Here is a 23232-nt window from a genome sequence, read left to right as displayed (position 1 = left end):
GGATCGCCGATGGACCGCTTCGAGGCCATGCGCGCCTTTGCCCGTGTGGTGGAGACCGGCAGCTTCACCCGTGCCGCGACGACCCTGCAGATCAGTCGCACCACGGTGACCCAGCTGGTGCAGCAGCTGGAAGCGCACCTGCGTCTGCGCCTGCTCAACCGCACCACGCGGCGGGTCAGCGTCACCGCCGATGGTGCGGCCTACTACCCCCGCATTGCCCGCCTGCTGGCCGAGCTGGAAGAGGTCGAGGGTGGCCTGGGCGATGCCGCCGTGCAGCCGCGCGGCCGCCTGCGCATCGACGTGCCCGGGCCCTATGCGCGGCTGCGGCTGGTGCCGGCACTGCCGGACTTCCAGGCGCGCTACCCCGAGATCCAGCTGGACATCGGCGTCAGCGACCGCGAGGTCGACGTCATCGCTGACAACGTCGACTGCGTGATCCGTGGCGGCACCCCGGCCGACCCGGCCCTGGTGGCACGGCCGCTGGGCGAGCTGCCGATCGGCTTCCACGCCAGCCCGGACTACGTGCAGCGCTTTGGTCTGCCGGAGCATCCGCGCGCGCTGGAGGGACCGCAGCACCACATGGTTGGGCTGCTCAGCCCACGCAGCGGGCGGGCGCGGGTCTTCGCCGCGCGGCGCGGCGATGAGACCGTCCAGGTGCAGGGCCGCCATACGGTCGGCTTCGATGACGGCAATGCCTATCTCGCCGCCGGCCTGGCCGGGCTGGGCGTGGTCGCCCTGCCCAGCTACATGGCCGAGCCGCACGTGGCACGCGGTGAACTGCTGCCGCTGCTGCAGGCCTGGCAGCTGCCGTCGATGCCGATGCACATCATGTTTGCGCCGAACCGGCACATGAGCCAGCGCCTGCGGGTATTCATCGACTGGGTGGTGGAAGCGCTGGGGTGATGGACCCGCAGGGCCGAGCCCACGCCCGGCCGCTCCTGTGGGTAACTTGCGCAAGGCCTTGATTGCATGCATAATGCGCGGCTCGCTGTGTCCGGTTTCGTGCCGGGCGGCGCCCCCGGGAGCACGTCCCCGGCCGCCCAACGCCAGCGTAACCCTTTGATTCTCTTGACGTGTGGTGGGCAACCACCGAGGCCGCCGTCTCCCGGGCTACGGGCTGACAACAACTACTATCGAGGTGCGCAATGTCCCGCGTATGCCAGGTTTCCGGCAAGCGAGTGCAGACGGGTAACAACGTCTCGCACGCCAACAACAAGACCCGTCGTCGTTTCCTGCCGAATCTGCACGAGCGCCGTTTCTGGGTGGCCAGCGAGAACCGCTGGGTCAAGCTTCGTGTTTCCGCGCATGCACTGCGCACCATCGACAAGAACGGCATCGATTCCGTTCTGGCTGAGCTGCGTGCGCGCGGCGAAAAGGTCTGAGGAGTAAAGCATCATGGCAGGCAAGCGCGATAAGGTCCGTATGATTTCCTCGGCCGGTACCGGCCACTTCTACACCACGGACAAGAACAAGAAGAACACCCCGGGGAAGATGGAATTCCTGAAGTACGATCCGGTCGTGCGCAAGCACGTCCTGTACAAGGAAGGCAAGATCAAGTAATCCGCACGGATTGCTGGTCCCCGCGAAGAAACCCGCCCTTGTGGCGGGTTTTTTCTTGCCTGTCGTCTGGTCTGGTGGGTGTCGGCCCTTGGCCGGCACGGCCGTACTCCCTGCGCAGGCTGTCGCCTATGGCGCAGTGCGCGGAATCATGGGCCGAATGCGATAAGTGATTGTTCCTACCGGTTCCGGCAGTTCGCGCGGTTCAAATCGATTGGAACGACGGGCCCTGCCGCGCCCATGATGGCAAGCCGCTGCGGTTGCAGTGGCCGGGCTTGCAATCCCGTGAAGTCAATCATGAGTAGACTCGCCCGCCGTCGCCGGAGATCCCTCCGGCGACGGTTGGTGACCTATCCGCCTCTATGGCGGACGGTGCGTGGGGGCCTCGCGCCCGCCGGTTCGTTTGCTCATTGATTGCTTCCCGGTATTGCAACCACGCATCGTCCGCCACCTTCACCGGTGGCCAGATCCGTTGAAGGAGGCTGCATGAACACCCCATCACACCGGCAGGACCTGGAACTGGGCTGGCTGCGCCTGCAGCGCATGCTGGAAGGCATCGAAGGCATGGCGCTGCTGCTGTGCGACCACCATCTGGCGCTGAGCAAGGGTATCTCCTCGCCGCTGCCGGATGCACAGCTGGAGCGGGCGGCGCAGGCCATTGCCTGCATGGCGCTCAACGGCCGCCGCCACGCCGAATCGGTTCGCCAGCTGAGCGAGGTGCCGGTGCGGCATTGAAGCCCGCCCTCCCTTGTAGAGCCGAGCCCGTGCCCGGCTGCGCTGAGGCAGTCGAGCAAGCTCGACTCTACACACCCTGCTGGGCAGAATGGCCCATCACCTGCCGACGGACGACGCGATGCTGGTTGAGTGGTTGCTGGGATCGTATCTGCTGCTGATCGACTGGCTGATCCGGCTGGTCGCGCTGTGCTGGATTCCGACCCGCACCACGCCGGGCGCGGCCCGCAGCTGGCTGCTGCTGGTCGGTTTCGTGCCGCTGCTGGGCCTGCCGCTGTATCTGCTGTTCGGCCACCCGTGGCTGTCGCGCGAGCGCATCCGCCGCCAGGCCGAGGCCTCGCAGGTCATCCGCGAAGAGCAGGCACTGCAGCGCCGCCTGCGCTGGAAGCCGGAACCGGATACGGCCAGTGCGGAAATCGTGCCGCTGGTGCAGCGCCAGGGCGATTTCATGCCGGTGCACGGCAACGCCGTCGATCTGCTCACCGATTACGACGAATCGCTGCACACGCTCATCGCCGACATCGACCAGGCCGAAGACCGCGTGCACCTGCTGTACTACCTGATGTTCGACGATTCGGTGGGCGAGGCCATCGTCGAGGCGCTGCAGCGTGCCGCCGCCCGTGGCGTGCAGTGCAGGGTGCTGCTGGACGCGGTGGGCGCCAAGCGTGGCCTGCGCGCCTACCGCAAGCGCCTGCAGGCGCGCGATATCGAAGTGCGGGCGATGCTGCCCGGCGGGCTGCGCTGGCGCCGCAGCGGCCGCATGGACCTGCGCAACCATCGCAAGATTGCGGTGATCGACAACGAAGTGGGCTACATCGGTTCGCAGAACCTGGCACGGCCGGAGTTCGTGCCAGGCCATCCCAACCGCGAGCTGGTGGCGCGTGTGCGCGGCCCGGCGGTGGCACACCTGGAAGCCGTGTTCGCCAGCGACTGGTACATCGAGACCGGCCAGCGCCTGGACGTCATTGCCGACGTACCCGAGTGCAGCGACGATGTTGCCACCCAGCTGCTGCCCAGCGGGCCGGCCTATCCGTACAGCAACGCGCGTGATGCCGTCGCCGCACTGATCCATCTGGCCCGCCGGCGGCTGGTGATGGTCACCCCGTACTTCGTGCCGGACGAAGCGACCCTGAGCGCGCTGCGCATCGCCGCGCTGTCCGGGGTGCAGGTGCAGCTGATCCTGTCGGCCAGCAACAACCAGCGGCTGACCGCCTGGGCGCAGGAGGCCTACTACGACGAGCTGCTGCGCTGTGGCGTGCGCATTGCCCTGTACGAGCCGCAGTTCCTGCACGCCAAGCACATGAGCGTGGATGAAGACATCGCGGTGCTCGGCTCGATCAACATGGATATCCGCTCGTTCGCGCTGAATGCCGAGATCGGCCTGGTCTGCTACGACCGCGTGCTGGTGACGCAGCTGTGTGCCATTGAAGACGATTACCTGCGCCAGTCGCGCCAGCTCGATCTGCAGCAGTGGCGCAAGCGTCCTGCCTGGCGCCGCAGCCGCGAAGGCATCGCACGCCTGGCCGACGCGTTGATGTGAACCGGTGCGCCGGAGCTCGAGCGGTCTCGATCATTGCGCACGCGGCGGCACTCCGGCCCGTCATGGCCGATGGCCTACAATCGGCACATGACTGATTCACCGTGTAATGGCGAACTGGACCTGGCGATCATCGGTGGTGGTGCGGCCGGGGTGCTGGTGGCGATCCAGGTGCTGCGCCAGGCCCGGTCGCCACTGGCGCTGGCCATCTTCGAACCCGCCTCGCAGCTGGCCCAGGGCATCGCCTATGCCACGCCGTGGCCGGAGCACCTGCTGAATGTGCCGGCGGCGAAAATGAGTGCGTTCGCCGAGCAGCCGGCTGACTTCCTCGATTACCTGATGGCCGTCAACGCCTACCCGGGCGAGACGCGCGAGGTGCTGGGCGAGCGTTATGTCGGCCGCCATCATTTCGCCGCGTACCTGCAGCAGCGTCTGCAGGAGGCGGTTGCGGCCAGCCCGGCGCAGCTGCAGGTGATCGCGCAGCCGGTGCGGGGCCTCACCCCGGATGACTCCGGTTACCGCCTGCAGCTGGGCGATGGCCACACATGGCATGCCGCGCAGGGGGTGCTCGCCACCGGCAACAGCATGCGTCCGCTGCCGGTGGCCGGTGCCGATGGACTGCCTGCCGACACCGTGGTCGAAGCCTGGGACTACGACGGCGTGCGCGCGATGGCAGGCGCGCACGCGCTGGCCATCGTCGGTTCCGGTCTGAGCATGGCTGATACGGTGCTGGCGCTGGTCGCGGCCGGTCACACCGGCCCGCTGCATGTGATTTCCCGTCACGGCCTGCTGCCGCTGCCGCACGCGCACGCGGGCCTGCCGGATTTCGACCCCGCCCCCCTGCTGCCGATGACGCTGCGCCAGCGCCTGCGCACGCTGCGCCGGCAGGTGCGCCGGGCCGAGGCGGATGGCCTGCCCTGGCAGGGCGTGATGGACCGCCTCCGTCCGCATGGACAGGCGCTGTGGCGCAGCCTCGACGAGGCCGACCAGCGGCGGTTCCTGCGCCATGTGGTGCGCTACTGGGATGTACATCGCCATCGCATCGCCGAAGAGGTCGATGCACAGTTGCGTGCATTGCAGGCCAGCGGTCAGCTGCGCGTGCATCGCGCACGCCTGGATCGGGTCTGGCGTGAGGGCGGTGCGCTGCAGCTGTCGGGCCACGATGCGGCCGGACACCCGCAAAAGTGGACGATCGGTGGTGTGATCAACGCCACCGGTGTGGAGACCCGCGCCACCGCGTTGCGCAATCCGTTGCTGCAGCAGCTTCAGGCCGATGGCCTGGCCCGTCCCGGGCCGCACGGGCTGGGCCTGGACAGCACGGTGCCCGGCGACCGCGTGCGCAGCGCCGGCGGCCAGCCGCAGGCGCGGCTGGGCGTACTTGGCAGCCTGCGCATCGGCAGCCTGTGGGAAAGCCTGGCGGTGCCTGAACTGCGCCAGCAGGCGCAGGCACTGGCCACCCAGGTGGTCGCAGGAGCCGCGACGGCGATGCCGTAAAATGGGGGCATGGATGTCTCCCACCTGCTTGATGGCCTGAACCCGGCCCAGCGCGAAGCCGTCTCCGCTCCCCCCGGCCACCACCTGGTGCTGGCCGGTGCCGGTTCCGGCAAGACCCGCGTACTTACCCACCGCATCGCCTGGCTGCATGAAGTCGAAGGCGTGCCGACCCATGGCATCTTCGCGGTGACCTTCACCAACAAGGCCGCCGGCGAGATGCGCCACCGCATCGACGCACAGCTGCCGCATGGCAGCCGTGGCATGTGGATCGGTACCTTCCACGGCCTGGCCAACCGCCTGCTGCGCCTGCACTGGCAGGACGCGAAGCTGCCCGAAGGTTTCCAGGTGATGGATTCGGACGACCAGCTGCGGCTGGTCAAGCGTGTGGTGCAGGCGCTGGAGATCGACGACGGCAAGCATCCGCCCAAGCAGATCGCGTGGTGGATCAACGAACAGAAGGATGAAGGCCGCCGCCCGCAGCACATCCAGCCCGAGCCGCACGATGCGTGGCTGGAAACCATGCGCCAGGCCTACATCGAGTACCAGGCGCGCTGCGACCGTGCCGGCCTGGTCGACTTCGCCGAACTGCTGCTGCGCGCGCATGAGCTGCTGCGTGACAATCCCGGACTGCTGGCGCACTACCGCGCCCGCTTCCGCGAGATCCTGGTGGACGAGTTCCAGGACACCAATGCCATCCAGTACGCCTTCGTGCGCGTGCTGGCCGGGGAGTCCGGCCATGTGTTCGTGGTCGGCGACGACGACCAGGCCATCTATGGCTGGCGCGGTGCCAAGGTGGAGAACGTGCAGGGCTTCCTGCGTGATTTCCCGGGCGCGCAGACCATCCGCCTGGAACAGAACTACCGCTCCACGGCCAACATCCTCGGTGCTGCCAACGCGGTGATCGCGCACAACCCCGATCGCATCGGCAAGCAGCTGTGGACCGACAGCGGTGACGGCGAGCCGATCGACCTGTACGCGGCGTACAACGAGATGGACGAGGCCCGCTACATCGTCGAACGTGCCCGCCAGTGGGTGCGCGATGGTGGCAGCTACACCGAAGTGGCCGTGCTCTACCGCAGCAATGCCCAGTCGCGCGCGCTGGAAGAAGCTCTGCTGAGCGAGCAGGTGCCGTACCGCGTGTACGGCGGCATGCGCTTCTTCGAACGTGCCGAGATCAAGGACGCGCTGGCCTACCTGCGCCTGCTCTCCAACCGCAACGACGATGCCGCCTTCGAGCGCGCGGTGAACACGCCGACCCGCGGCATCGGTGAACGCACTCTCGACGAAGTGCGGCGCGAAGCACGAGCGCAGGGCATTTCGCTGTGGGAAGCCACCATGCTGGTCACCCAGGGCAATGCGCTGGCCGCGCGTGCGCGCAACGCACTGGCGGGCTTCCTGGTGCTGGTCAACGAACTGCAGGCGCAGACCCGGGACATGACCCTGGCCGAGCGCGTGGATCACGTGCTCTCGCGCTCGCAGCTGCGTGAGCACTGGAGCAAGGAAAGCCGCAATTCGCTCGACTCCGAATCGCGCACCGACAACCTCGACGAACTGGTCTCGGTCGCCTCGCGCTTCGTGCGGCGGGCCGATGACATCGAGGAAGTGGGCGAGGACATGGACGAGCTGGTGGCGTTCCTGGCCTACGCTGCGCTGGAGGCCGGCGAGGGCCAGGCGCAGGCCGGCGAGGATGGCGTGCAGCTGATGACCCTGCATTCGGCGAAGGGCCTGGAATTCCCCCTGGTGTTCCTGGCCGGCATGGAGGATGGCCTGTTCCCGAGCGCGCGTTCGCTGGAAGAAAGCGGCCGGCTGGAGGAAGAGCGGCGCTTGGCGTATGTGGGCATCACCCGGGCGCGGCAGAAGCTGGTGCTGTGCTACGCCGAATCACGCCGCATCCATGGCCAGGACAACTACAGCCTGCCTTCGCGATTCCTGCGTGAGATTCCACGCGGGCTGCTGCATGAAGTGCGGCCGAAGGTGCAGGTCTCGCGTCCCGCGTCGCTGGGCAGCAGCCGGGTGATGGGGCATGCCGCCATCGAGCTGCCGCCGATCAAGCTCGGCGCGCTGGTCAGCCATCCCAAGTTCGGCGAAGGCATGGTGACCGATTACGAAGGCAACGGCGCCCACGCCCGCGTGCAGGTCGAGTTCGCCGACGCCGGCAGCAAGTGGCTGGTGATGGCCTACGCCAACCTGACGGTGATCTGACCCCCCCGAGGGAACACCCAGCCGAGCATGGGCTCGGCTCTACAATGGGCGGCATCTCTTCCAGGAATGCCCCCATGACCGAGCCCACGCTGCATGTCACCGTGACCTTGAACGCCAGGCTGCAGCCTGAGCATCGCCACGAGCTGTTCGAGGATCCGCTCGACGCGCTGCTGCAGGCCGCCGAAGTGGGCGAAATCACCGGCGGCGGGACCGCCCTCTCCGATGACGGCGAGGTCGAGTACGGCGACATCGAGGTGGCGCTTCATGACGCGGCGGGTGTGCCGAAGTTGATCGATCTGCTGGAGCAGCTGGGCGCGCCGAAGGGATCGAAGGTGCAGGGCGCCGGGGACGGCGACCGCGGTTTCGGTGTTACCGAAGGCCTGGGCATCTATCTGGATGGCCAGAACCTGCCGGACGAGGTCTACGAACAATGCGATTCCAACCATGTGTTCGAACAGCTGTCCGAACGCATCGATGGCCTGGGTGAGATCTGCAGCTGGTGGCAGGGCCCGACCGAGACCGCGCTGTACATGTACGGCCAGTCGTTCGAGGCGATGCGTGATGCGATCGCCGGGTTCGTGGCCAGCTACCCGCTGTGCCAGAACGCACGCGTGGTGCAGATCGCCTGAGAGGGCCACCTGTAGAGCCGAGCCCACGCTCGGCTCATCCATCCGGAGCCGAGCATGGGCTCGGCTCTACAGGCGCCGGATTGATCCTGCTCAAAGCGCCACGTGCACATCGGGTGTGCAATGGTGGCGTTCCCATCCGGCGGATTGCCACGGAGCCCCACCATGTACACGCGCATCCTGATCGCCACCGACGGGTCCGAGCTGGCCGACAAGGGCCTGGCCAAGGGCCTGGAGCTGGCGAAGGACCTCAATGCAGAGGTCGACATCGTCACCGTTTCCGAGCCGTGGGCTGTCGGCATGTACGACGCCATGGGATGGAGCGTGGGCTACATGAACAGCCCCGAGTACAAGGCCGATCGCGAGGAAGGCGCGCAGAAGGTACTGCAGCCTGCACTGGCCAAAGCCGCTGAGCAGGGCATCCAGGCCAACCCGGTGCATGTGCTGGACCGCTACGCGGCCGACGGCATCATCGAGACCGCTGCCGAGCGCAACAGCGACCTGATCGTGATGACCTCGCATGGCCGTCGTGGCGTGACCCGCGTACTGCTGGGCAGCCAGACCGCCGAGGTGCTGGCACGCAGCACGCTTCCGGTGCTGGTCATCCGCTGAGGCACGTGTTCCCGGGGAGGGGACACCGACGCCGGCCGCAGGATGCGCGCCGGCGTCATCTTTTGTGCAGCCGGGCTCGCCGGGGTCGGATCCTGCGGAAAGGGATCCGACCCCTGTCACATCACCAGCTGTAGAGCTTCCAGTACACCGGCGAGACGCCGTCCTTGTCGGTGTCCATGCGGCCATCGCCGTTCTTGTCGTACATGTAGAACGGGGCACCCCGCGACGGCGTCACCTTGACCATGCGCAGCTGCCCGGCCACGCGGTACTCCTCGATGGTGTCGCCGTTGCTCATGGTGCGGCTGGAGACCTCGGCGCCCTTGACGTCGACCGGGGGCGCCCCGGCGCCACCCATGCTGGCGCAGCCGGCAAGCAGGAGCAGGGAGGCCAGCATCAGAGTCTTCATGGGCGGTGGTCCTTTGCCTGGAAAGAGATTCGATTATGCCCCATCGTCGGGCATGCGCCGTGTCGCCGCTGTGCAGGGACAGGCGCGTAGAATCGCTGCATGAGCAGATTAGTCCTGATCGACGGGTCCAGTTACCTGTACCGCGCGTTCCACGCGCTGCCGCCCCTGTCCAATGCACAGGGCGAGCCCACCGGCGCGCTGTTCGGCGTGGTCAACATGCTGCGCTCGACGCTGAAGGAGCGGCCGGCCTACGTCGCGTTCGTCGTCGATGCGCCCGGCAAGACCTTCCGTGATGACCTGTACGACCAGTACAAGGCCAACCGTCCCCCGATGCCCGACGAGCTGCGCAGCCAGGTCGAGCCGATGTGCCGCATCGTCGAAGCGCTGGGCATCAGCATCCTGCGCGTTCCGGGCGTGGAAGCCGACGATGTGATCGGCACGCTGGCCCTGCAGGGCCAGGCGCAGGACCTGAAGGTGACGATCTCCACCGGCGACAAGGACTTCGCCCAGCTGGTGCGGCCGGGCATCGAACTGGTCAACACCATGACCGGCAGCCGCATGGATTCGGACGCGGCGGTGATGGAGAAGTTCGGTGTGCGCGCCGACCAGATCGTCGACCTGCTGGCGCTGATGGGCGACAGCGTCGACAACGTGCCGGGCGTGGAGAAGTGCGGGCCGAAGACCGCCGCCAAGTGGCTGGCGGAGTACCAGCACCTGGAGGGCGTGATGGCCGCCGCGCCGGCCATGAAGGGCAAGATCGGCGAGAACCTGCGTGCGGCGCTGGAGCGCCTGCCGCTGAACCGCGAACTGGTGACGATCCGCACCGACGTCGCACTGGAGGCCACCCCGACCACGCTGGCGCTGCGGGAACAGGACGTGCCGGCGCTGACCGAGCTGTACACGCGCTACGGGTTCACCCAGGCCCTGAAGGAACTGGGGGCGCCGCTGCCGGCACCGGCCGTGGCCAGCGAGGCGGCACCGAGCCTGCGTGGCACGGCGGCCGGCTTCGCCCGTGGCAGTGCGGAGGCACCGGCCGAGGGCACGCTGGATCCGGCACTGGCCGCGCCAGGTGAATACGAGACCGTGCTTACCAGCGGACAGCTGCAGGCCTGGGTGGAGCGGCTGCAGCAGGCCGACCTGATCAGCTTCGATACCGAAACCGATGCGCTGGATGCGATGCGCGCGCGCCTGGTCGGTGTCAGCCTGGCGGTCGAGCCGGGCAGGGCGGCCTACATCCCGGTGGGCCATGACTACCCCGGCGCACCGGCGCAGCTGCCGCTGCAGCAGGTGCTGGACGCGTTGCGCCCGGTACTGCAGGACCCGGCAAGGAAGAAGCTGGGCCAGCACGGCAAGTACGACCTGCATGTGCTGCGGCGCCACGGTGTCGAGGTGCAGGGTTACCACGACGACACCATGCTTGAGAGCTTCGTGCTCAATTCCACCGCCACCCGCCACGACATGGATTCGCTGGCCCTGCGTTACCTGGGCTACACCACCATCAAGTTCGAGGACGTGGCCGGCAAGGGCGCCAAGCAGATTCCGTTCTCGCAGGTGGGCATCGACGAGGCCAGCCGCTATGCGGCCGAGGACGCCGACATCACCCTGCGCCTGCACCGCGCGCTGCAACCGCAGCTGCTGGCCGAACCGGCCCTGGACAGCGTGTACCGCGACATCGAGATGCCCCTGGTGCCGGTACTGGCCAGCATCGAGGCCAACGGTGTGCGCATCGATGCCGACGAGCTGCGCCGGCAGAGCCAGGACCTGTCTTCGCGCATGCTGGCCGCGCAGCAGAAGGCCACCGAGCTGGCCGGGCGCAGTTTCAACCTGGATTCGCCGAAGCAGCTGCAGGCCGTGCTGTTCGACGAGCTGAAGCTGCCGGCGGTGGTGAAGACCCCGAAGGGCCAGCCCAGCACCAATGAAGAGGCGCTGGAGGCGATCGCCGACCAGCATGAGCTGCCGCGGGTGATCCTCGATTACCGTGGCCTGGCCAAGCTGCGCAGCACCTATACCGACAAGCTGCCGGAGATGGTCAACCCGGACACCGGCAGGGTGCACACCAGCTACCACCAGTCCGGCGCTGCCACCGGCCGCCTGTCCTCCTCGGACCCGAACCTGCAGAACATCCCGATCCGCACCGAAGATGGCCGCCGCATCCGCCGCGCCTTCGTCGCACCGGAAGGCTGCCAGCTGTTGGCCGCCGACTATTCACAGATCGAACTGCGGATCATGGCCCACCTGTCCGAAGACCCGGGCCTGGTGCGCGCCTTCGAGCAGGGTGCCGACGTGCACCGCGCCACCGCCGCAGAAGTGTTCGGCCGCACCCTGGACGAGGTAACGCCGAACGAGCGCCGCGCGGCCAAGGCGATCAATTTCGGCCTGATGTACGGCATGAGCGCCTTCGGCCTGGCCCGCAACCTGGGCATCGACCGTGGCCAGGCGCAGGATTATGTGGCGTTGTACTTCAGCCGTTACCCGGGCGTGCGTGACTTCATGGAGCGGATGCGCCAGCAGGCCCGTGACCAGGGCTATGTGGAGACGCTGTTCGGCCGCCGCCTGTATCTGAACGATATCCATGCACGCAACCAGGGCCTGCGTGCCGGTGCTGAACGCGCCGCGATCAACGCGCCGATGCAGGGCACCGCTGCCGACATCATCAAGCGCGCGATGGTGGATGTTGACCGCTGGCTGCGCGACAGCGGGGCCCCGGCGCGGATGATCCTGCAGGTGCACGATGAACTGGTGTTCGAAACCGAGACTGCGTTTGTCGAGGAGCTGCGGGAAAATGTGGTGCAGCGCATGTCGCAATCGGCACAGTTGCGCGTTCCTCTGGTGGTCGACACCGGCGTAGGTAACAACTGGGACGAGGCACACTGAGTCGCTTTCGGGCCTGAAACGACGTGAATTTGTTCATCTGGCCACAGTTTCTGACTCGGCCATGAATACTCGCCCCATTGCGGTTCATTAAATTGGCTCCCTTCACGAACCGTTAGTGTTCGGAGTGGTTCTATAGCTCTCGACAGGCGCAATGCCTGTTGTGGATCTCTCCCATCCCCTGGAGCAGATCTCGGAACGGGGACTCCTCCCCAAGTGCCCGTTCCCCGGCCCCGTTGACCTCCCCCTGGTCAGCGGGGCTTTTTATTTGCGCCGCCGGCAGGCTGCCGGCTGCTAGGCTGGGCCACCGCCCAGCAGGGGAGCCCGCAATGCACGATCTGTTCGTACTGGCGATGCCGTGGTGGGAGTTCATCCTGCGCGCGGTGGTGGTCTACACCGTCGTGCTGGGCCTGGTGCGCCTCAGCGGCAAGCGCGGGCTGGGGCAGATCACCCCGTTCGACGTGCTGCTGATCGTGCTGCTGGGCAACGCGGTGCAGAACGCGCTGCTGGGCCAGGACACGTCCCTGGGCGGTGGCCTGCTGCTCGCCGCGACCCTGATCCTGCTCAACTACGGCGTGGGCTGGGTGACCACCCGCAACCGCCGCCTGGAGCGCCTGATCGAGGGGGAACCGGTGGTGATCGCCCGTGACGGCACCCTGTTGCGGGATGTTCTGCGCCGCGAACTGATCAGCCGGGCCGATTTCGATGCCGCCATGCGCCAGCAGGGCTGCCTGCGCATCGATGATGTGCAGGTGGCGCTGCTGGAAACCACCGGCCACATCACGATCATCGCCCGGCACACGGACGCGTAGGGCCGGCGGCATGCGTGCGGGGACGGCCACGCCGCCCCGCGAGATGCCTTAGAGCCAGTCGCGCGGGACCAGGTAATCGGCCAGCCGGGCTTCCGGACTGCCCGCCTCGGGGGTGAAGCCGTATTCCCAGCGCACCCGCGGCGGCAGGCTCATCAGGATGCTTTCGCTGCGGCCGCCGCTCTGCAGGCCGAACAGCGTGCCGCGGTCGTAGACCAGGTTGAATTCCACATAGCGGCCCCGCCGGTACAGCTGGAATTCGCGCTCGCGCTCGCCATGGGCGATGTCCTTGCGCTGCTGCACGATCGGCAGATAGGCATCGAGGAAGCCGTCGCCGACCGCCCGCAGGTAATCGAAGTCGCGTTCGAAATCGCCGTGCAGATCGTCGAAGAACAGGCCGCCGATGCCGCGCGTTTCGTTGCGGTGGCGCAGGAAGAAGTACTCGTCGCACCAGCGCTTGTGCGCGCTGTAGCGCTCTTCACCGAACGGCGCGCACAGGTCGTGGGCGACCTGATGCCAATGGCGCACGTCCTCGTCGAAGGGATAGAAGGGGGTCAGATCGAAACCACCCCCGAACCAGCTGGCCACCACTTCGCCGTCGCGCTGCGCCTGGAAGAAGCGCACGTTGGCATGGGTGGTGGGCACATAGGGGTTGAGCGGGTGGAACACCAGCGATACGCCGGTGGCGCGCCAGGAGGCGCCGGCCAGCTCCGGGCGGTTGGCCGAGGCCGACGGCGGCAAGCGGCTGCCGGAGACATCCGAGAAGCCGATTCCGGCCTGTTCGAACACCGCGCCGTCGCGCAGCACGCGGGTACGGCCCCCCCCGCCTTCAGCGCGCTGCCACAGGTCTTCCTGGAAGCGGGCCTGGCCGTCGGCCGCTTCGATCGCCGCACAGATGCGGTCCTGCAGGTCGGTCAGGTAGGCGCGCACGCGCTCGAATTCGTTCATGACGCGTACTTTACCGCAGGGCCTGCCGCACGCCGCGGGTGAGGGCAGGTCAGTGGAAGCAGGAGCGGATATCCGGCCGCAGCAGGCGCCAGGCCAGCCAGCCCTGCGCGACGAGCAGGGCGAAGGCGCCGCCGAACAAGGTCAGCGACATGAGGATGTGCTGGGTTCGCGCTTCGCGCAGTGTGCCTGGATCGACGATACGCCCGATGACGTCGGCGACGACGCTGTCCAGCCACCCGGCGACGGCGAAGTTTGCCAGGGCCGAGAGCCACAGCAATGCCACGTAGCTCCACAGGCCCCAGCGACGTCGCCGGGCGAATCCCCAGCTGGAAAGCACGGCGGGGATCGCTGACAGCATCAGCCACAGGGTAGCGTCCACTGGTTTGCGCAGTATCCACAGCAGGCTTGGCGGGAACTGCTGTTCAGTGGCCGACAGCAGCATCCACCGCCAGAACGGGCCGTCGGACAGCTGCCAGACCACCAGCGCCTGAATCGCCATGGCCACCACGAACGCTGCGCAGATCAGCAACGACGCCAGGCCGAGCGGCCGCACGAAATCCTCCGGGTTGAGCGGCATGGCAGGGCGGTGCCGGGGCGGTTGAAGCGACATCCGATGTCCTTGGCTGCAGTGGCGTCTTCAGCGGGTCGCCACCCGGGTGGCAACGGCCGGCAGGATATGGTGTTCGCTCAAGGGTGCCAAGAGCAGGCCATGGGGCGGGCGCAGCGGCACCCACGCCAGCTCGGCGATTTCCGCGCGTGCCTGCGGCGTGCCCTGTACCTGCACCCACCAGGCCTCGGCCTGTACGCGATGACCAGGCTCGTTCACCGCCCAGTCCTGGAAATGGCCCAGCGCCACGGTCGGGTCGGCGAGCAGGCGCACGCCCAGCTCTTCGTCCAGTTCGCGGGCGAGCGTCTGCAGTGGCGTTTCGCCCGGTTCGGGCTTGCCTCCGGGCTGGATGAAGCGGTCGGCGCCGTGCTTGCGTACCACCAGCGCCCGGCCGTGGTCGTCGACGATGACCGCGGCCACGATGTGGATCGTGGCCGCGGCACTGCTCACTTCAGGTTCTGCTCGAACAGCTTGAGGATGCGCTTGTACTGGTCCAGCCAGGAGTCGGCGCGGACGTAGCCGTGGCGTTCCAGCGGGTACGGGGCGATCGACCAGTTGTCCTTGTGCAGCTCGATCAGGCGCTGGGTCAGGTTCACCGAGTCCTGGAAGAACACGTTGTCATCCATCATGCCGTGCGCGATCAGCAGGTTGTCCTGCAGGTTCTGCGCGTACTCGATCGGCGAGGACACCCGGTACGCCTCCGGATCGATGTCCGGCGTGTTGAGGATGTTGCTGGTATAGGCGTGGTTGTAGTTGTGCCAGTCCACCACCGGGCGCAGCGCGGCACCGGCCTTGAAGGTGCCCGGTGCGCGGAACAGCGCCATGAAGGTCATGAAGCCGCCGTAGGAGCCACCGTAGATGCCGGCGTGGTCACGGTCGCCCTGCTGGGTGTCCACCAGCCAGTCCAGGCCGTCCTTGTAGTCTTCCAGTTCCGGGTGGCCCATGTTGCGGTAGACGGCCGTGCGCCAGTCGCGGCCGTAGCCCTCGCTGCCGCGGTAGTCCATGTCCAGCACGATGTAGCCCTTCTGCACCAGCAGGTTGTGGAACATCTGCTCGCGGAAGTAGGCCGGGTAGCGCTGGTGCACGTTCTGCAGGTAGCCGGCACCGTGCACGAACATCACGATCGGGTACTTCCTGCCCGGTTCCTTGTGCTCGGGTTCGTAGTACTTGGCCCAGACCACGCCGGCGCCATGCCTGGACGGTACCGCCACCAGCTTCGGCTGGATCCACTGGCGCGCCTTGAAGTCGGCGCTGCGGGTATCGGTCAGCACGCGGGCCTGGCCGCCCGCGCTGGGCAGCACCGCCAGCTGCGGTGGCAGGTAGGCACCGGAGTAGCGCACCAGCAGCTGCTGGCCATCCGGCGACAGCGAGAAGTCTTCCACGCCGTTGAGGCTGGTCAGCTCGCGGACCTGACGGCTGCCGGTGTCGACCGCGCAGACTTCGTAATCGTGCGGGGCCTGCTGGTTGCACAGGAAGTAGAAGCCCTTGCCGTCGGCCGACAGCACGGGTGCGGAGGTCTCCCACTTGCCGCTGGTCAGCGCCTGCGGCCGGGCAGTGCCGGCCTGGGTGTACAGGTGCGAGAAGCCCGATTCCTCGGACAGCAGCCACAGCGTGCGGCCATCGGCCATCCAGCCGAAATCGTTGAAGCCCCAGTTGATCCACGCGTTGTCGGTCAGCCGGTGGCGGTTCTGCACGCGGCCGTCGCTGCCGATGCTGACGATCCAGCGGTCCTTGTTGTCGTTGGCGCGCAGCATCACCGCCGCCTGCTGGCCATCGGCGCTCCAGCGCATGCCGCCGCCCATGAAGTCGCTCATCACCTGCACGCTGCGTTCGCCCTTCAGCGCCTCCTTGCCGGCCTTGCGGCGCAGGTCGGCCAGCGGGTCGGTGGCGATGCCCGGCAGGCCGGACAGCGACAGCTTCTGCGCCTTGCCGCTGCGCACGTCCACGTACCACAGGGTGTGCGGCTCGTTGCCATTGCGACCGACGCGGGTGCGGGTGTCCTCGGTTTCCTCGTAACCGGATTCGGTCACGTACAGCGGCATCTTGCTGGTGCGGCCCTCGTCGAAGTCCTTCGGCGTGGTCACCACGATCAGGTGGCCCAGGTCCGGCGACAGCACGCTGTCGGCGATCTCCACGTCGGCGCCCAGGTATACCGGGCCCGGCGCGCGGGTCGGGTCGGCCTGGCGCCAGCGCTGGTCCTGGTCCTTCAATGCCTCGCGCTGCTCGCGGTCGCGACGCAGGGTTTCCAGGGTACGCAGCTGCTGGTCGCGCAGCAGGTCGTCCTTGGGCGCGCTGTTGGGGTCCTTGTCGGCCTTCAGGCTGGCAACCTGCTGCACGCCGCCGGCAGCGGTCCAGTGGAACCAGTTCTGGCCCACCCGCCAGATCACGCCGTTGTCGGCAGCGAAGTTCACCCCGCTGGCGCGCTCGTTGCTGCGCGTGAGCTGGGTCAGCGCGCCGCTGCGCAGGTCGCGCACGAACACGTCGCCGTTGCGGACGAAGGCGCTGCGGGTGCGGGTGCGGTCGTAGACCGGATCGGCCACGTCCAGGGTGCCGCGCTGGTCGTCTGCCACCTGGGCCGCAACACCACCGGCCACGGGCTGGCGGAAGGTGTCGCGCACCGGGCTGCCGTTGCGCTTGAGCTGGTACTCGACCTGCTGGCTGTTCCACGACCACCAGGCCTTCTCGACCGGCGGACCGATCCAGTCCGGATCCGCCATGGCCTGTTCGATGGTGATCGGCGTCGGCGCGGCATGGGCGGCCGGTGCGGCCAGCACGGCCGACAGCAGGAGGGACAGGGGCAGCACTCGGGACATGGGCGGACGGCACCAGAAAAGGAAACCGGGCAAGGGTAGCAGCCGTTCGCGCCGCAGGAGGGGGCCACAGGTCATGGCAGCGGGATCGGCAAAGCGGTGCAACCGGTGCCCCCCATCGCGCATCCATTCTCCTGAACCCGCATCATTCACCGCACAGGAGCACGACCATGCAGGAACTCATCCCGATCACCCTCTTCATCTGCATCGCCTACGCCATCCACGCCATCGCCGATGCGCGCGCGCGCAGCAAGCTGGTCGCACCGCACGTGCCCGAGGAGGTGATCCGCTCCCTGGCCGTGCTGGAGGAAGAGCGCCGCCGCCAGGGCGCGCTGCGCTGGGGCATCAGCCTGGTGTGCCTGGCCCTGGCCATGGGCCTGCTGGAAGTCCTGGGCGCTCGCGACCTCACCTTTGGCGCCGCCGCCGCCCTGGTGGGCAGTGCCGGCCTGGGCCAGCTGCTGGCCTGGCACTTCACCCGCCCCGCCGTGCGCAAGAGCTGAGCGCCGGCATGCCACACGCCCCGGGGGAGCGGTGCGCATGAGCCTGCTGGGCGAAGCCCTGTCCGCCCTGCGCGGCCGCCGCCGGCAGGACGCCGCGGCGGCCGCGGTCATCGAAGATGATGCGGCGCTGGTGCGGGCCATCATCGATGGCTCGCAACCGGCGTTCGCGCAGCTGGTGCAGGCCCATCAGCGCACGTGCGCGCATGTGATCGGGCGCATGGTGGGTGACCGCGATCAGGTCGCTGACCTGCTGCAGGAGACCTTCCTGGCGGTGTTCCGGCAACTGCACCGGTTCCGCTTCGAATCCTCGCTGCGGACCTGGATCTCACGGGTGGCCTACACCACCGCATTGCAGCACCTGCGTCGCCGGCGCCTGGAAGCGCAGTGGATGGTGGCGGTGGAGGTACCGGAGGATCTGGGCATCGGTGACGAGGGACCGGGCCCGGCCGAACTCAGCCAAGCGCTGCAGGCCGGCCGCCAGCTGGGTGCGGCGCTGGAGCGGTTGAGCCCGCCGCAGCGCCTGATCGTCGGCCTGCATTACCTGGAGGATTTCGACCTGGCAGAGATCGAGCAGGTGACCGGTCTTGCGCGCGGTACCATCAAGAGCCACCTGCACCGCGCGCGTCTGCTCCTGAAGCAGGAACTGACGCGGCATGCCACCGCCGGAGAACTGCTGTGAACCCACCGACCGATCCCCGCGATGCCGACGAGCGCGCGCTGGCGCAGGCGTTGCGTGAACAGGCGCGGCAGGAACAGACCCCGGACGTGAGTGAGGCGTTGCAGACGCGTATTGCCACTGAGTCGCGCGACAGTGGCGTGGGCTATGTGGTGGTGCAGGTGCTGCTGGTGGGTGCGCTGCTGGCGGCCGGTGCCTGGTACTTCTGGCCTTGAGGCTCTCGCCGGGCATGGCCCGGCGCTACCTGGGGATCAATGGGTAGCGCCGGGCCATGCCCGGCGGATCGGCGCCGGCAGGTCATGGGGCGCGGCCATGCCCGGCGGCTTCCCCTGCGACAGAGTGAAGCAGCGCGTCACCCGGTCGCATCCCGGCGTAACGAAATATTCCTAAAGTGGTCCGGTATCCCACCGGTCGCAGGCAGGAGGCGTCCCTTGGACGCGTTGTTGTTGTCCCGGATCCAGTTCGGATTCGTCATCAGTTTCCATGTGCTGTTCCCGGCCTTCACCATTGGCACGGCCAGCTGGCTGGCCTTCGTCGAATGGCGCTGGCTGCGTACCCGTCTCCCGGTCTGGCGGGAGCTGTACTTCTTCTGGCAGAAGATCTTCGCCGTATCGTTCGGCATGGGCGTGGTCAGCGGCATCGTCATGGCCTTCCAGTTCGGCACCCACTGGCCGCGCCTGAGCGAGGTGGCCGGTACCGTCATCGGCCCGCTGCTGACCTACGAGGTGCTGACCGCGTTCTTCCTGGAAGCCAGCTTCCTGGGCGTGATGATGTTCGGCTGGGGCCGGGTTTCGCCGCGCCTGCATTTCCTGTCCACCTGCATGGTGGCGCTGGGCACGCTGTTCTCCACGTTCTGGATCCTGTCGTCCAACAGCTGGCTGCACACCCCGGCCGGCTACGAGATGGTCAATGGCATCGTGCATCCGGTGGACTGGTGGCAGGTGGTGTTCAACCCGTCGTTCCCGTACCGGCTGGCGCACATGGCGCTGGGCTCGTTCATCACCACCTGCTTCGTGATCGGCGGCGTGGGTGCGTGGTACCTGCGCAGGGGAACGCACGTGGAGGCGGGCCGGCGCATGCTGATCGCGGCCGTGGCGTTTGCGGCGCTGACCGTGCCGGTGCAGATCTTCGTCGGCGACATGCATGGCCTGAACACCCTCAAGCACCAGCCGATGAAGATCGCGGCGGTGGAAGCGCACTGGCATGAATCCGGCGAAGGCGAGGGCGTGCCGCTGGTGGTATTCGCGCTGCCCAACGAAAAGGAAGAGCGCAACGACTTCGAAGTCGCCATTCCGAAGCTGGGCAGCGTGATCCTGACCCATTCGCTGGACGGCACCTTCGATCCGCTGACTTCGGTACCGGCCAGCGAACGGCCACCGGTGACGCCGGTGTTCTTCGCCTTCCGCATCATGGTTGGACTGGGCACGCTGATGCTGCTGCTGGCATGGGTGTCGGCGTTCCAGCTGTGGCGGAGGAAGCTGCTGGATTCGCCGTGGCTGCTGCGCGGCTGGAACTGGATGTTGCCGAGCGGCTTCATCGCGCTGCTCTCCGGCTGGTTCGTCACCGAGATGGGGCGGCAGCCGTGGGTGGTCTACGGCGTGCTGCGTACTGCCGATGCGGTCGGCCCGCAGAGCGCATGGATGACCGCGCTGTCGCTGGGGGTCTACGTCGTCGGCTACGCCTTCGTCTTCGGCTGGGGCATCTGGTACCTGGTGAAGATCCTGCGCCATGGACCGCAGCCCCACGACCAGGGGCCCTCGCTGGACCACGGCAGCCACACCCCGGCACGGCCGCTGTCCGCCGCCGACGAACCGCTGGAGGAGCGCTGACATGGACCTGGTGACCTGGCTGCCGGTGGCGTGGTTCGCGGTGATCGGCTTCGGCGTACTGATGTACGTGGTGCTGGACGGGTTCGTGCTGGGCATCGGCATCCTTGCGCCGTTCGCCGAGGACGAGGAGCAGCTCGACCTGATGATGAACACGGCTGCGCCCATCTGGGACGGCAACGAGACGTGGCTGGTGCTGGGCGGCGCCGGCCTGCTGGCGGCGTTCCCCAAGGCCTATGCAGTGCTGTTGTCGGCGCTGTATCTGCCGGTGCTGCTGCTGGTGGTGGCACTGGTGTTCCGCGGCGTGGCCTTCGAATTCCGTTTCAAGGCGCATCGCTCGCGGAGGCTGTGGAGCGTGGCGTTCGCGCTCGGCTCGCTGCTGGCCACGTTCGCCCAGGGCGTGATCCTGGGCGCGCTGGTGCAGGGGCTGCCCCTGGTGGACGGGGTCTACCACGGCGGTGCGTTTGCCTGGTTCAGCCCGTTTGCGATGCTCACCGGCGCGGCGCTGGTCGCCGGTTACGCATTGCTGGGCAGCACCTGGCTGATCCTGAAGACGGAAGGGCGCGTGCAGGCGCTGGCGCGGCAGCTGACACGGCCGCTGGTGGTGGCGGTGATCGCAGCGATGGGCCTGGTCAGCAGCTGGCTGCCGTTCCTGGACTCGCGGTTGATGGCGCGCTGGTTCAGTGACGGCAACTTCTGGTGGCTGTCACCGGTGCCGTTGCTGACCCTGGCGGTGGCCGCTGCGTTGTGGCGCAGCGCCACGCATCCACGCCGCGACCTGCCGCCGTTCCTGCTCAGCCTGGCGCTGTTCATTCTCGGCTTCCTGGGCCTGGTGCTGGGCATGTGGCCGTACCTGCTGCCGCCCTCGATGACGTTGTGGCAGGCAGCAGCACCGGCGTCCTCGCTCGGCTTCACCCTGGTCGGGCTGGTCATTCTGCTGCCGGTCATCCTCGGCTATACGGCGTGGTCGTACCGGGTATTCCGCGGCAAAGTGCAGGCCGGAGCCGGTTACCACTGAGCAATGGCGTGCGGGGCCACAGGTGCCGGCCCCGTGTTGTGCAATGTGAAACCTGCACACCGTGCGCAGGACGTGCTAGCGTGCGCTCCTTTCCGGCCGCCAGGGGGGCAGCCGGCGACGTCCTGGACGGACGCACGGCTGCAGGGACGGGGGGCCGCCGCGCGTCGCCATAATGGCTCGTGCCATCGTTCTCCTGATGAAGCACCATCGCTAGATGATCGAATTCTCCATCGTCGACTGGGCTGCCTGGGCACCTGGCCTGAGCGAGCGCAGGCAGTGGCTGAGCTGGGCTGACGCGCCCTTCCTGCCACAGGGCGAGGGCACGCCGGCGCTGTCCGAGGTGCCCGCGATGCAGCGTCGCCGCATCGAGCGGCTGGGGCGGATGGCGATCCAGACGGCCTGCTGGTGCGAGGATGGCCAAGGGGCCGACAGCCAGGTACCGCTGGTGTTTGCCAGCCGCCATGGTGATGTGGCGCGCTCGATGGACCTGCTCGGGGCGCTGGTGAACGAGCAGCCCCTGTCGCCCACCGGATTCGGCCTGTCGGTCCATAACGCGATCGCTGCGCTGTACTCGATCGCTCGTGGCCATCGCGGCAACTATCTGGCGCTGGCTGCCGGCCAGGCGACGGTGGAGGCCGCCTGCCTGGAGGCCGCCGGTCTGCTGGCCGATGGCGCCCGCGAAGTGCGGGTGGTGGTCTACGAGTCGCCGTTGCCCGAAGTTTACGCGACGTTCGCCGACGAACCCGACCCGTTCTTCGCTTGGTGCTGGCGTGTGGTGGCGCCGACACAGGCGCTGCCGACGCTGTCGCTGCAGTGGGATGGCGCGCCGGCCCCGGTTACCGCCGCGCCCGGCCTGTTGCCGCACGCGTTGGACCTGCACCGCTTCCTGCTCGCGGGCGCGCCGGCGCTGGAACACGTTGCCAATGGCCAGCGCTGGCGCTGGAGCCGCCGTGGCTGAGGCGCTGCGCCGCCTCGATCTTGCCTGGCGGGTGGTGGGCACCGGCCTGAGTTTTGCTGCGTTCGGCATCGGCGGACTGCTGCTGGGCGCCGTGGTGATGCCGGTCCTGCTGCTGATGCGTGATCCGGTGGCCCGCCGCCGTCGCGCCCGCCGCGTGGTGCAGGTGGCGTTCGCCAGCCACCTGCGGCTGATGCGCGGGCTCGGGGTGATGACCTATGAGATCGAAGGGCGCGAGCGCCTGCAGCGCGACGGCCTGCTGGTCCTGGCCAACCACCCCACCCTGATCGACGTGGTCTGCCTGGTCTCGCTGCTGCCCAATGCCGACTGCGTGGTCAAACGGGCGGTGGCCCGCAACCCGTTCATGCGGGGCCCGGTCCGGGCCGCCGGCTACATTTCCAATGACGACGGGGCCGGCCTGGTCGATGACTGCGTGGCCGCGGTACGGGCCGGCGGCAGCCTGGTCATCTTCCCGGAAGGGACCCGCAGCGTGCCCGGCCAGTCGCCGAGGCTTCAGCGTGGGGCCGCCAATATCGCCGTCCGCGGCCGGCTGGACATCACGCCGGTGCGGATCACCTGTACCCCGCCAACCCTGAGCAAAGGGCAGAAATGGTATCGTGTGCCCTCACGTCGCTTTCACGTTCGGCTGCAGATCGGCGAAGATATCCCGATCGCGCCATTCCTGGCCGAAGACGACGCGCCAAGGGGGGATGCCTTGGCAGCACGCCGCGTCACCGAGCACCTTTCTCGTTATTTCGACCTGTCTGGAGATTCGACCCGTGCAAGCACTTGAGCACGAGATCAAGGAATTGATCATTTCCTCGCTTTCACTGGAGGACATCACGCCGGAGGACATCGATCCGACCGCGCCGCTGTTCGTCGAGGGCCTGGGCCTGGATTCGATCGACGCTCTGGAACTGGGCCTGGCGCTGCAGAAGAAGTACGGTGTGAGCCTGTCGTCCGACTCGGAAGAGACCCGGCGCCATTTCTCCAGCGTGCGCGCGCTCGGCGAGTTCGTCGCCGCCCGCCAGTCGTAACGGCGCCAG

General features: G+C 67.7%; 24 protein-coding genes. 19 read left to right on the top strand and 5 right to left on the bottom strand.

Features of this window, described 5'->3' with window-relative positions; genetic code table 11:
- Positions 1–9 precede the first annotated feature (9 nt).
- The 9 genes from ACX9OW_RS14880 to ACX9OW_RS14840 all read left to right on the top strand — a co-directional run bounded on the left by ACX9OW_RS14880 (position 10) and on the right by ACX9OW_RS14840 (position 8760).
- A complete protein-coding gene (locus tag ACX9OW_RS14880; protein ID WP_053517725.1) occupies positions 10–903 on the top strand; it encodes a LysR family transcriptional regulator in 894 nt (297 codons plus the stop codon).
- A gap of 242 nt (positions 904–1145) precedes the next feature.
- Positions 1146–1382, top strand: a complete 237-nt coding sequence (rpmB, locus tag ACX9OW_RS14875) for a 50S ribosomal protein L28 (protein WP_005411638.1) — start codon at positions 1146–1148, stop codon at positions 1380–1382.
- A gap of 10 nt (positions 1383–1392) precedes the next feature.
- On the top strand, positions 1393–1560 hold the full coding sequence (gene rpmG, locus ACX9OW_RS14870; protein WP_169411268.1) for a 50S ribosomal protein L33: 168 nt from the start codon (positions 1393–1395) through the stop codon (positions 1558–1560).
- Between the two features lie 483 nt (positions 1561–2043).
- Positions 2044–2292, top strand: coding sequence for a hypothetical protein (locus ACX9OW_RS14865; RefSeq protein ID WP_128987629.1), 249 nt, complete (start codon positions 2044–2046; stop codon positions 2290–2292).
- Between the two features lie 118 nt (positions 2293–2410).
- Positions 2411–3829: a cardiolipin synthase gene (gene cls, locus ACX9OW_RS14860; protein WP_053519935.1), complete on the top strand. Its 1419-nt coding sequence runs from the start codon at positions 2411–2413 to the stop codon at positions 3827–3829.
- Between the two features lie 69 nt (positions 3830–3898).
- Complete coding sequence (locus ACX9OW_RS14855) at positions 3899–5320, top strand: FAD/NAD(P)-binding protein (protein WP_459062440.1); 1422 nt, start codon at positions 3899–3901, stop codon at positions 5318–5320.
- A gap of 9 nt (positions 5321–5329) precedes the next feature.
- A complete protein-coding gene (uvrD, locus tag ACX9OW_RS14850; RefSeq protein ID WP_053519932.1) occupies positions 5330–7522 on the top strand; it encodes a DNA helicase II in 2193 nt (730 codons plus the stop codon).
- Between the two features lie 74 nt (positions 7523–7596).
- Positions 7597–8151, top strand: coding sequence for a hypothetical protein (locus ACX9OW_RS14845; protein ID WP_049433087.1), 555 nt, complete (start codon positions 7597–7599; stop codon positions 8149–8151).
- A gap of 162 nt (positions 8152–8313) precedes the next feature.
- A complete protein-coding gene (locus ACX9OW_RS14840) occupies positions 8314–8760 on the top strand; it encodes a universal stress protein (RefSeq protein WP_049433086.1) in 447 nt (148 codons plus the stop codon).
- A gap of 121 nt (positions 8761–8881) precedes the next feature.
- Here the strand turns inward: ACX9OW_RS14840 and ACX9OW_RS14835 are convergent, their stop codons facing one another.
- Positions 8882–9166: a DUF2782 domain-containing protein gene (locus ACX9OW_RS14835; protein WP_053519930.1), complete on the bottom strand. Its 285-nt coding sequence runs from the start codon at positions 9164–9166 to the stop codon at positions 8882–8884.
- Positions 9167–9265: 99 nt separating this feature from the next.
- Between ACX9OW_RS14835 and polA the strand changes: the two genes are divergently transcribed.
- Both polA and ACX9OW_RS14825 read left to right on the top strand, forming a co-directional pair.
- Positions 9266–12040 (top strand): DNA polymerase I, encoded by a 2775-nt coding sequence (gene polA / locus ACX9OW_RS14830; protein WP_459062439.1) that lies wholly within the window; start codon positions 9266–9268, stop codon positions 12038–12040.
- Positions 12041–12366: 326 nt separating this feature from the next.
- A complete protein-coding gene (locus ACX9OW_RS14825; protein WP_459062438.1) occupies positions 12367–12849 on the top strand; it encodes a DUF421 domain-containing protein in 483 nt (160 codons plus the stop codon).
- Positions 12850–12897: 48 nt separating this feature from the next.
- On the opposite strand, the gene hemF is transcribed toward ACX9OW_RS14825, so the two are convergent.
- The 4 genes from hemF to ACX9OW_RS14805 are packed head-to-tail and all read right to left on the bottom strand — an operon-like array spanning position 12898 to position 17214.
- Positions 12898–13794: an oxygen-dependent coproporphyrinogen oxidase gene (hemF, locus tag ACX9OW_RS14820; RefSeq protein WP_053519927.1), complete on the bottom strand. Its 897-nt coding sequence runs from the start codon at positions 13792–13794 to the stop codon at positions 12898–12900.
- A gap of 49 nt (positions 13795–13843) precedes the next feature.
- The gene (locus tag ACX9OW_RS14815; RefSeq protein WP_065174265.1) at positions 13844–14404 is read right to left on the bottom strand and encodes a hypothetical protein; all 561 of its coding nucleotides are present in this window, start codon (positions 14402–14404) and stop codon (positions 13844–13846) included.
- 27 nt (positions 14405–14431) lie between these two features.
- The gene (locus tag ACX9OW_RS14810; protein ID WP_180876464.1) at positions 14432–14851 is read right to left on the bottom strand and encodes an NUDIX hydrolase; all 420 of its coding nucleotides are present in this window, start codon (positions 14849–14851) and stop codon (positions 14432–14434) included.
- Positions 14848–17214: a S9 family peptidase gene (locus ACX9OW_RS14805; protein ID WP_065181421.1), complete on the bottom strand. Its 2367-nt coding sequence runs from the start codon at positions 17212–17214 to the stop codon at positions 14848–14850. Before ACX9OW_RS14805 ends, ACX9OW_RS14810 begins: the two co-directional genes overlap by 4 nt.
- A gap of 167 nt (positions 17215–17381) precedes the next feature.
- Here ACX9OW_RS14805 and ACX9OW_RS14800 point away from each other — a divergent pair, with 167 nt between their 5' ends.
- The 8 genes from ACX9OW_RS14800 to ACX9OW_RS14765 all read left to right on the top strand — a co-directional run bounded on the left by ACX9OW_RS14800 (position 17382) and on the right by ACX9OW_RS14765 (position 23223).
- On the top strand, positions 17382–17711 hold the full coding sequence (locus tag ACX9OW_RS14800; protein WP_053519923.1) for a hypothetical protein: 330 nt from the start codon (positions 17382–17384) through the stop codon (positions 17709–17711).
- Between the two features lie 37 nt (positions 17712–17748).
- Positions 17749–18390: an RNA polymerase sigma factor gene (locus ACX9OW_RS14795; RefSeq protein WP_053519922.1), complete on the top strand. Its 642-nt coding sequence runs from the start codon at positions 17749–17751 to the stop codon at positions 18388–18390.
- Complete coding sequence (locus ACX9OW_RS14790) at positions 18387–18602, top strand: hypothetical protein (RefSeq protein ID WP_111187187.1); 216 nt, start codon at positions 18387–18389, stop codon at positions 18600–18602. The genes ACX9OW_RS14795 and ACX9OW_RS14790 overlap by 4 nt, the downstream gene beginning before the upstream one ends.
- Positions 18603–18818: 216 nt before the next feature.
- Positions 18819–20216: a cytochrome ubiquinol oxidase subunit I gene (locus ACX9OW_RS14785; RefSeq protein ID WP_053518068.1), complete on the top strand. Its 1398-nt coding sequence runs from the start codon at positions 18819–18821 to the stop codon at positions 20214–20216.
- A gap of 1 nt (position 20217) precedes the next feature.
- Entirely contained in the window at positions 20218–21231 is a 1014-nt protein-coding gene (gene cydB, locus ACX9OW_RS14780) for a cytochrome d ubiquinol oxidase subunit II (protein WP_065174269.1), read from the top strand.
- A gap of 214 nt (positions 21232–21445) precedes the next feature.
- Positions 21446–22189 carry a beta-ketoacyl synthase chain length factor gene (locus ACX9OW_RS14775; protein WP_180876469.1) on the top strand — a complete coding sequence of 248 codons (744 nt, stop codon included), beginning with the start codon at positions 21446–21448 and terminating at the stop codon, positions 22187–22189.
- Positions 22182–22979 carry a lysophospholipid acyltransferase family protein gene (locus ACX9OW_RS14770; RefSeq protein ID WP_053518128.1) on the top strand — a complete coding sequence of 266 codons (798 nt, stop codon included), beginning with the start codon at positions 22182–22184 and terminating at the stop codon, positions 22977–22979. Before ACX9OW_RS14775 ends, ACX9OW_RS14770 begins: the two co-directional genes overlap by 8 nt.
- The gene (locus tag ACX9OW_RS14765; RefSeq protein ID WP_053518072.1) at positions 22966–23223 is read left to right on the top strand and encodes a phosphopantetheine-binding protein; all 258 of its coding nucleotides are present in this window, start codon (positions 22966–22968) and stop codon (positions 23221–23223) included. The genes ACX9OW_RS14770 and ACX9OW_RS14765 overlap by 14 nt, the downstream gene beginning before the upstream one ends.
- The last annotated feature ends 9 nt before the right edge of the window (positions 23224–23232 follow it).

The organism is Stenotrophomonas genospecies 5, from assembly GCF_054473825.1.
This window is presented reverse-complemented; position numbering and strand designations above follow the sequence as displayed.

Coding starts and splice junctions, on each gene's coding strand:
- ACX9OW_RS14880 (WP_053517725.1), top strand. CDS start 10: ATGGACCGCTTCGAGGCCATGCGCGCCTTTGCCCGTGTGGTGGAGACC.
- rpmB (WP_005411638.1), top strand. CDS start 1,146: ATGTCCCGCGTATGCCAGGTTTCCGGCAAGCGAGTGCAGACGGGTAAC.
- ACX9OW_RS14865 (WP_128987629.1), top strand. CDS start 2,044: ATGAACACCCCATCACACCGGCAGGACCTGGAACTGGGCTGGCTGCGC.
- cls (WP_053519935.1), top strand. CDS start 2,411: ATGCTGGTTGAGTGGTTGCTGGGATCGTATCTGCTGCTGATCGACTGG.
- ACX9OW_RS14855 (WP_459062440.1), top strand. CDS start 3,899: ATGGCCTACAATCGGCACATGACTGATTCACCGTGTAATGGCGAACTG.
- uvrD (WP_053519932.1), top strand. CDS start 5,330: ATGGATGTCTCCCACCTGCTTGATGGCCTGAACCCGGCCCAGCGCGAA.
- ACX9OW_RS14845 (WP_049433087.1), top strand. CDS start 7,597: ATGACCGAGCCCACGCTGCATGTCACCGTGACCTTGAACGCCAGGCTG.
- ACX9OW_RS14840 (WP_049433086.1), top strand. CDS start 8,314: ATGTACACGCGCATCCTGATCGCCACCGACGGGTCCGAGCTGGCCGAC.
- ACX9OW_RS14835 (WP_053519930.1), bottom strand. CDS start 9,166: ATGAAGACTCTGATGCTGGCCTCCCTGCTCCTGCTTGCCGGCTGCGCC.
- polA (WP_459062439.1), top strand. CDS start 9,266: ATGAGCAGATTAGTCCTGATCGACGGGTCCAGTTACCTGTACCGCGCG.
- ACX9OW_RS14825 (WP_459062438.1), top strand. CDS start 12,367: ATGCACGATCTGTTCGTACTGGCGATGCCGTGGTGGGAGTTCATCCTG.
- hemF (WP_053519927.1), bottom strand. CDS start 13,794: ATGAACGAATTCGAGCGCGTGCGCGCCTACCTGACCGACCTGCAGGAC.
- ACX9OW_RS14815 (WP_065174265.1), bottom strand. CDS start 14,404: ATGTCGCTTCAACCGCCCCGGCACCGCCCTGCCATGCCGCTCAACCCG.
- ACX9OW_RS14805 (WP_065181421.1), bottom strand. CDS start 17,214: ATGTCCCGAGTGCTGCCCCTGTCCCTCCTGCTGTCGGCCGTGCTGGCC.
- ACX9OW_RS14800 (WP_053519923.1), top strand. CDS start 17,382: ATGCAGGAACTCATCCCGATCACCCTCTTCATCTGCATCGCCTACGCC.
- ACX9OW_RS14795 (WP_053519922.1), top strand. CDS start 17,749: ATGAGCCTGCTGGGCGAAGCCCTGTCCGCCCTGCGCGGCCGCCGCCGG.
- cydB (WP_065174269.1), top strand. CDS start 20,218: ATGGACCTGGTGACCTGGCTGCCGGTGGCGTGGTTCGCGGTGATCGGC.
- ACX9OW_RS14775 (WP_180876469.1), top strand. CDS start 21,446: ATGATCGAATTCTCCATCGTCGACTGGGCTGCCTGGGCACCTGGCCTG.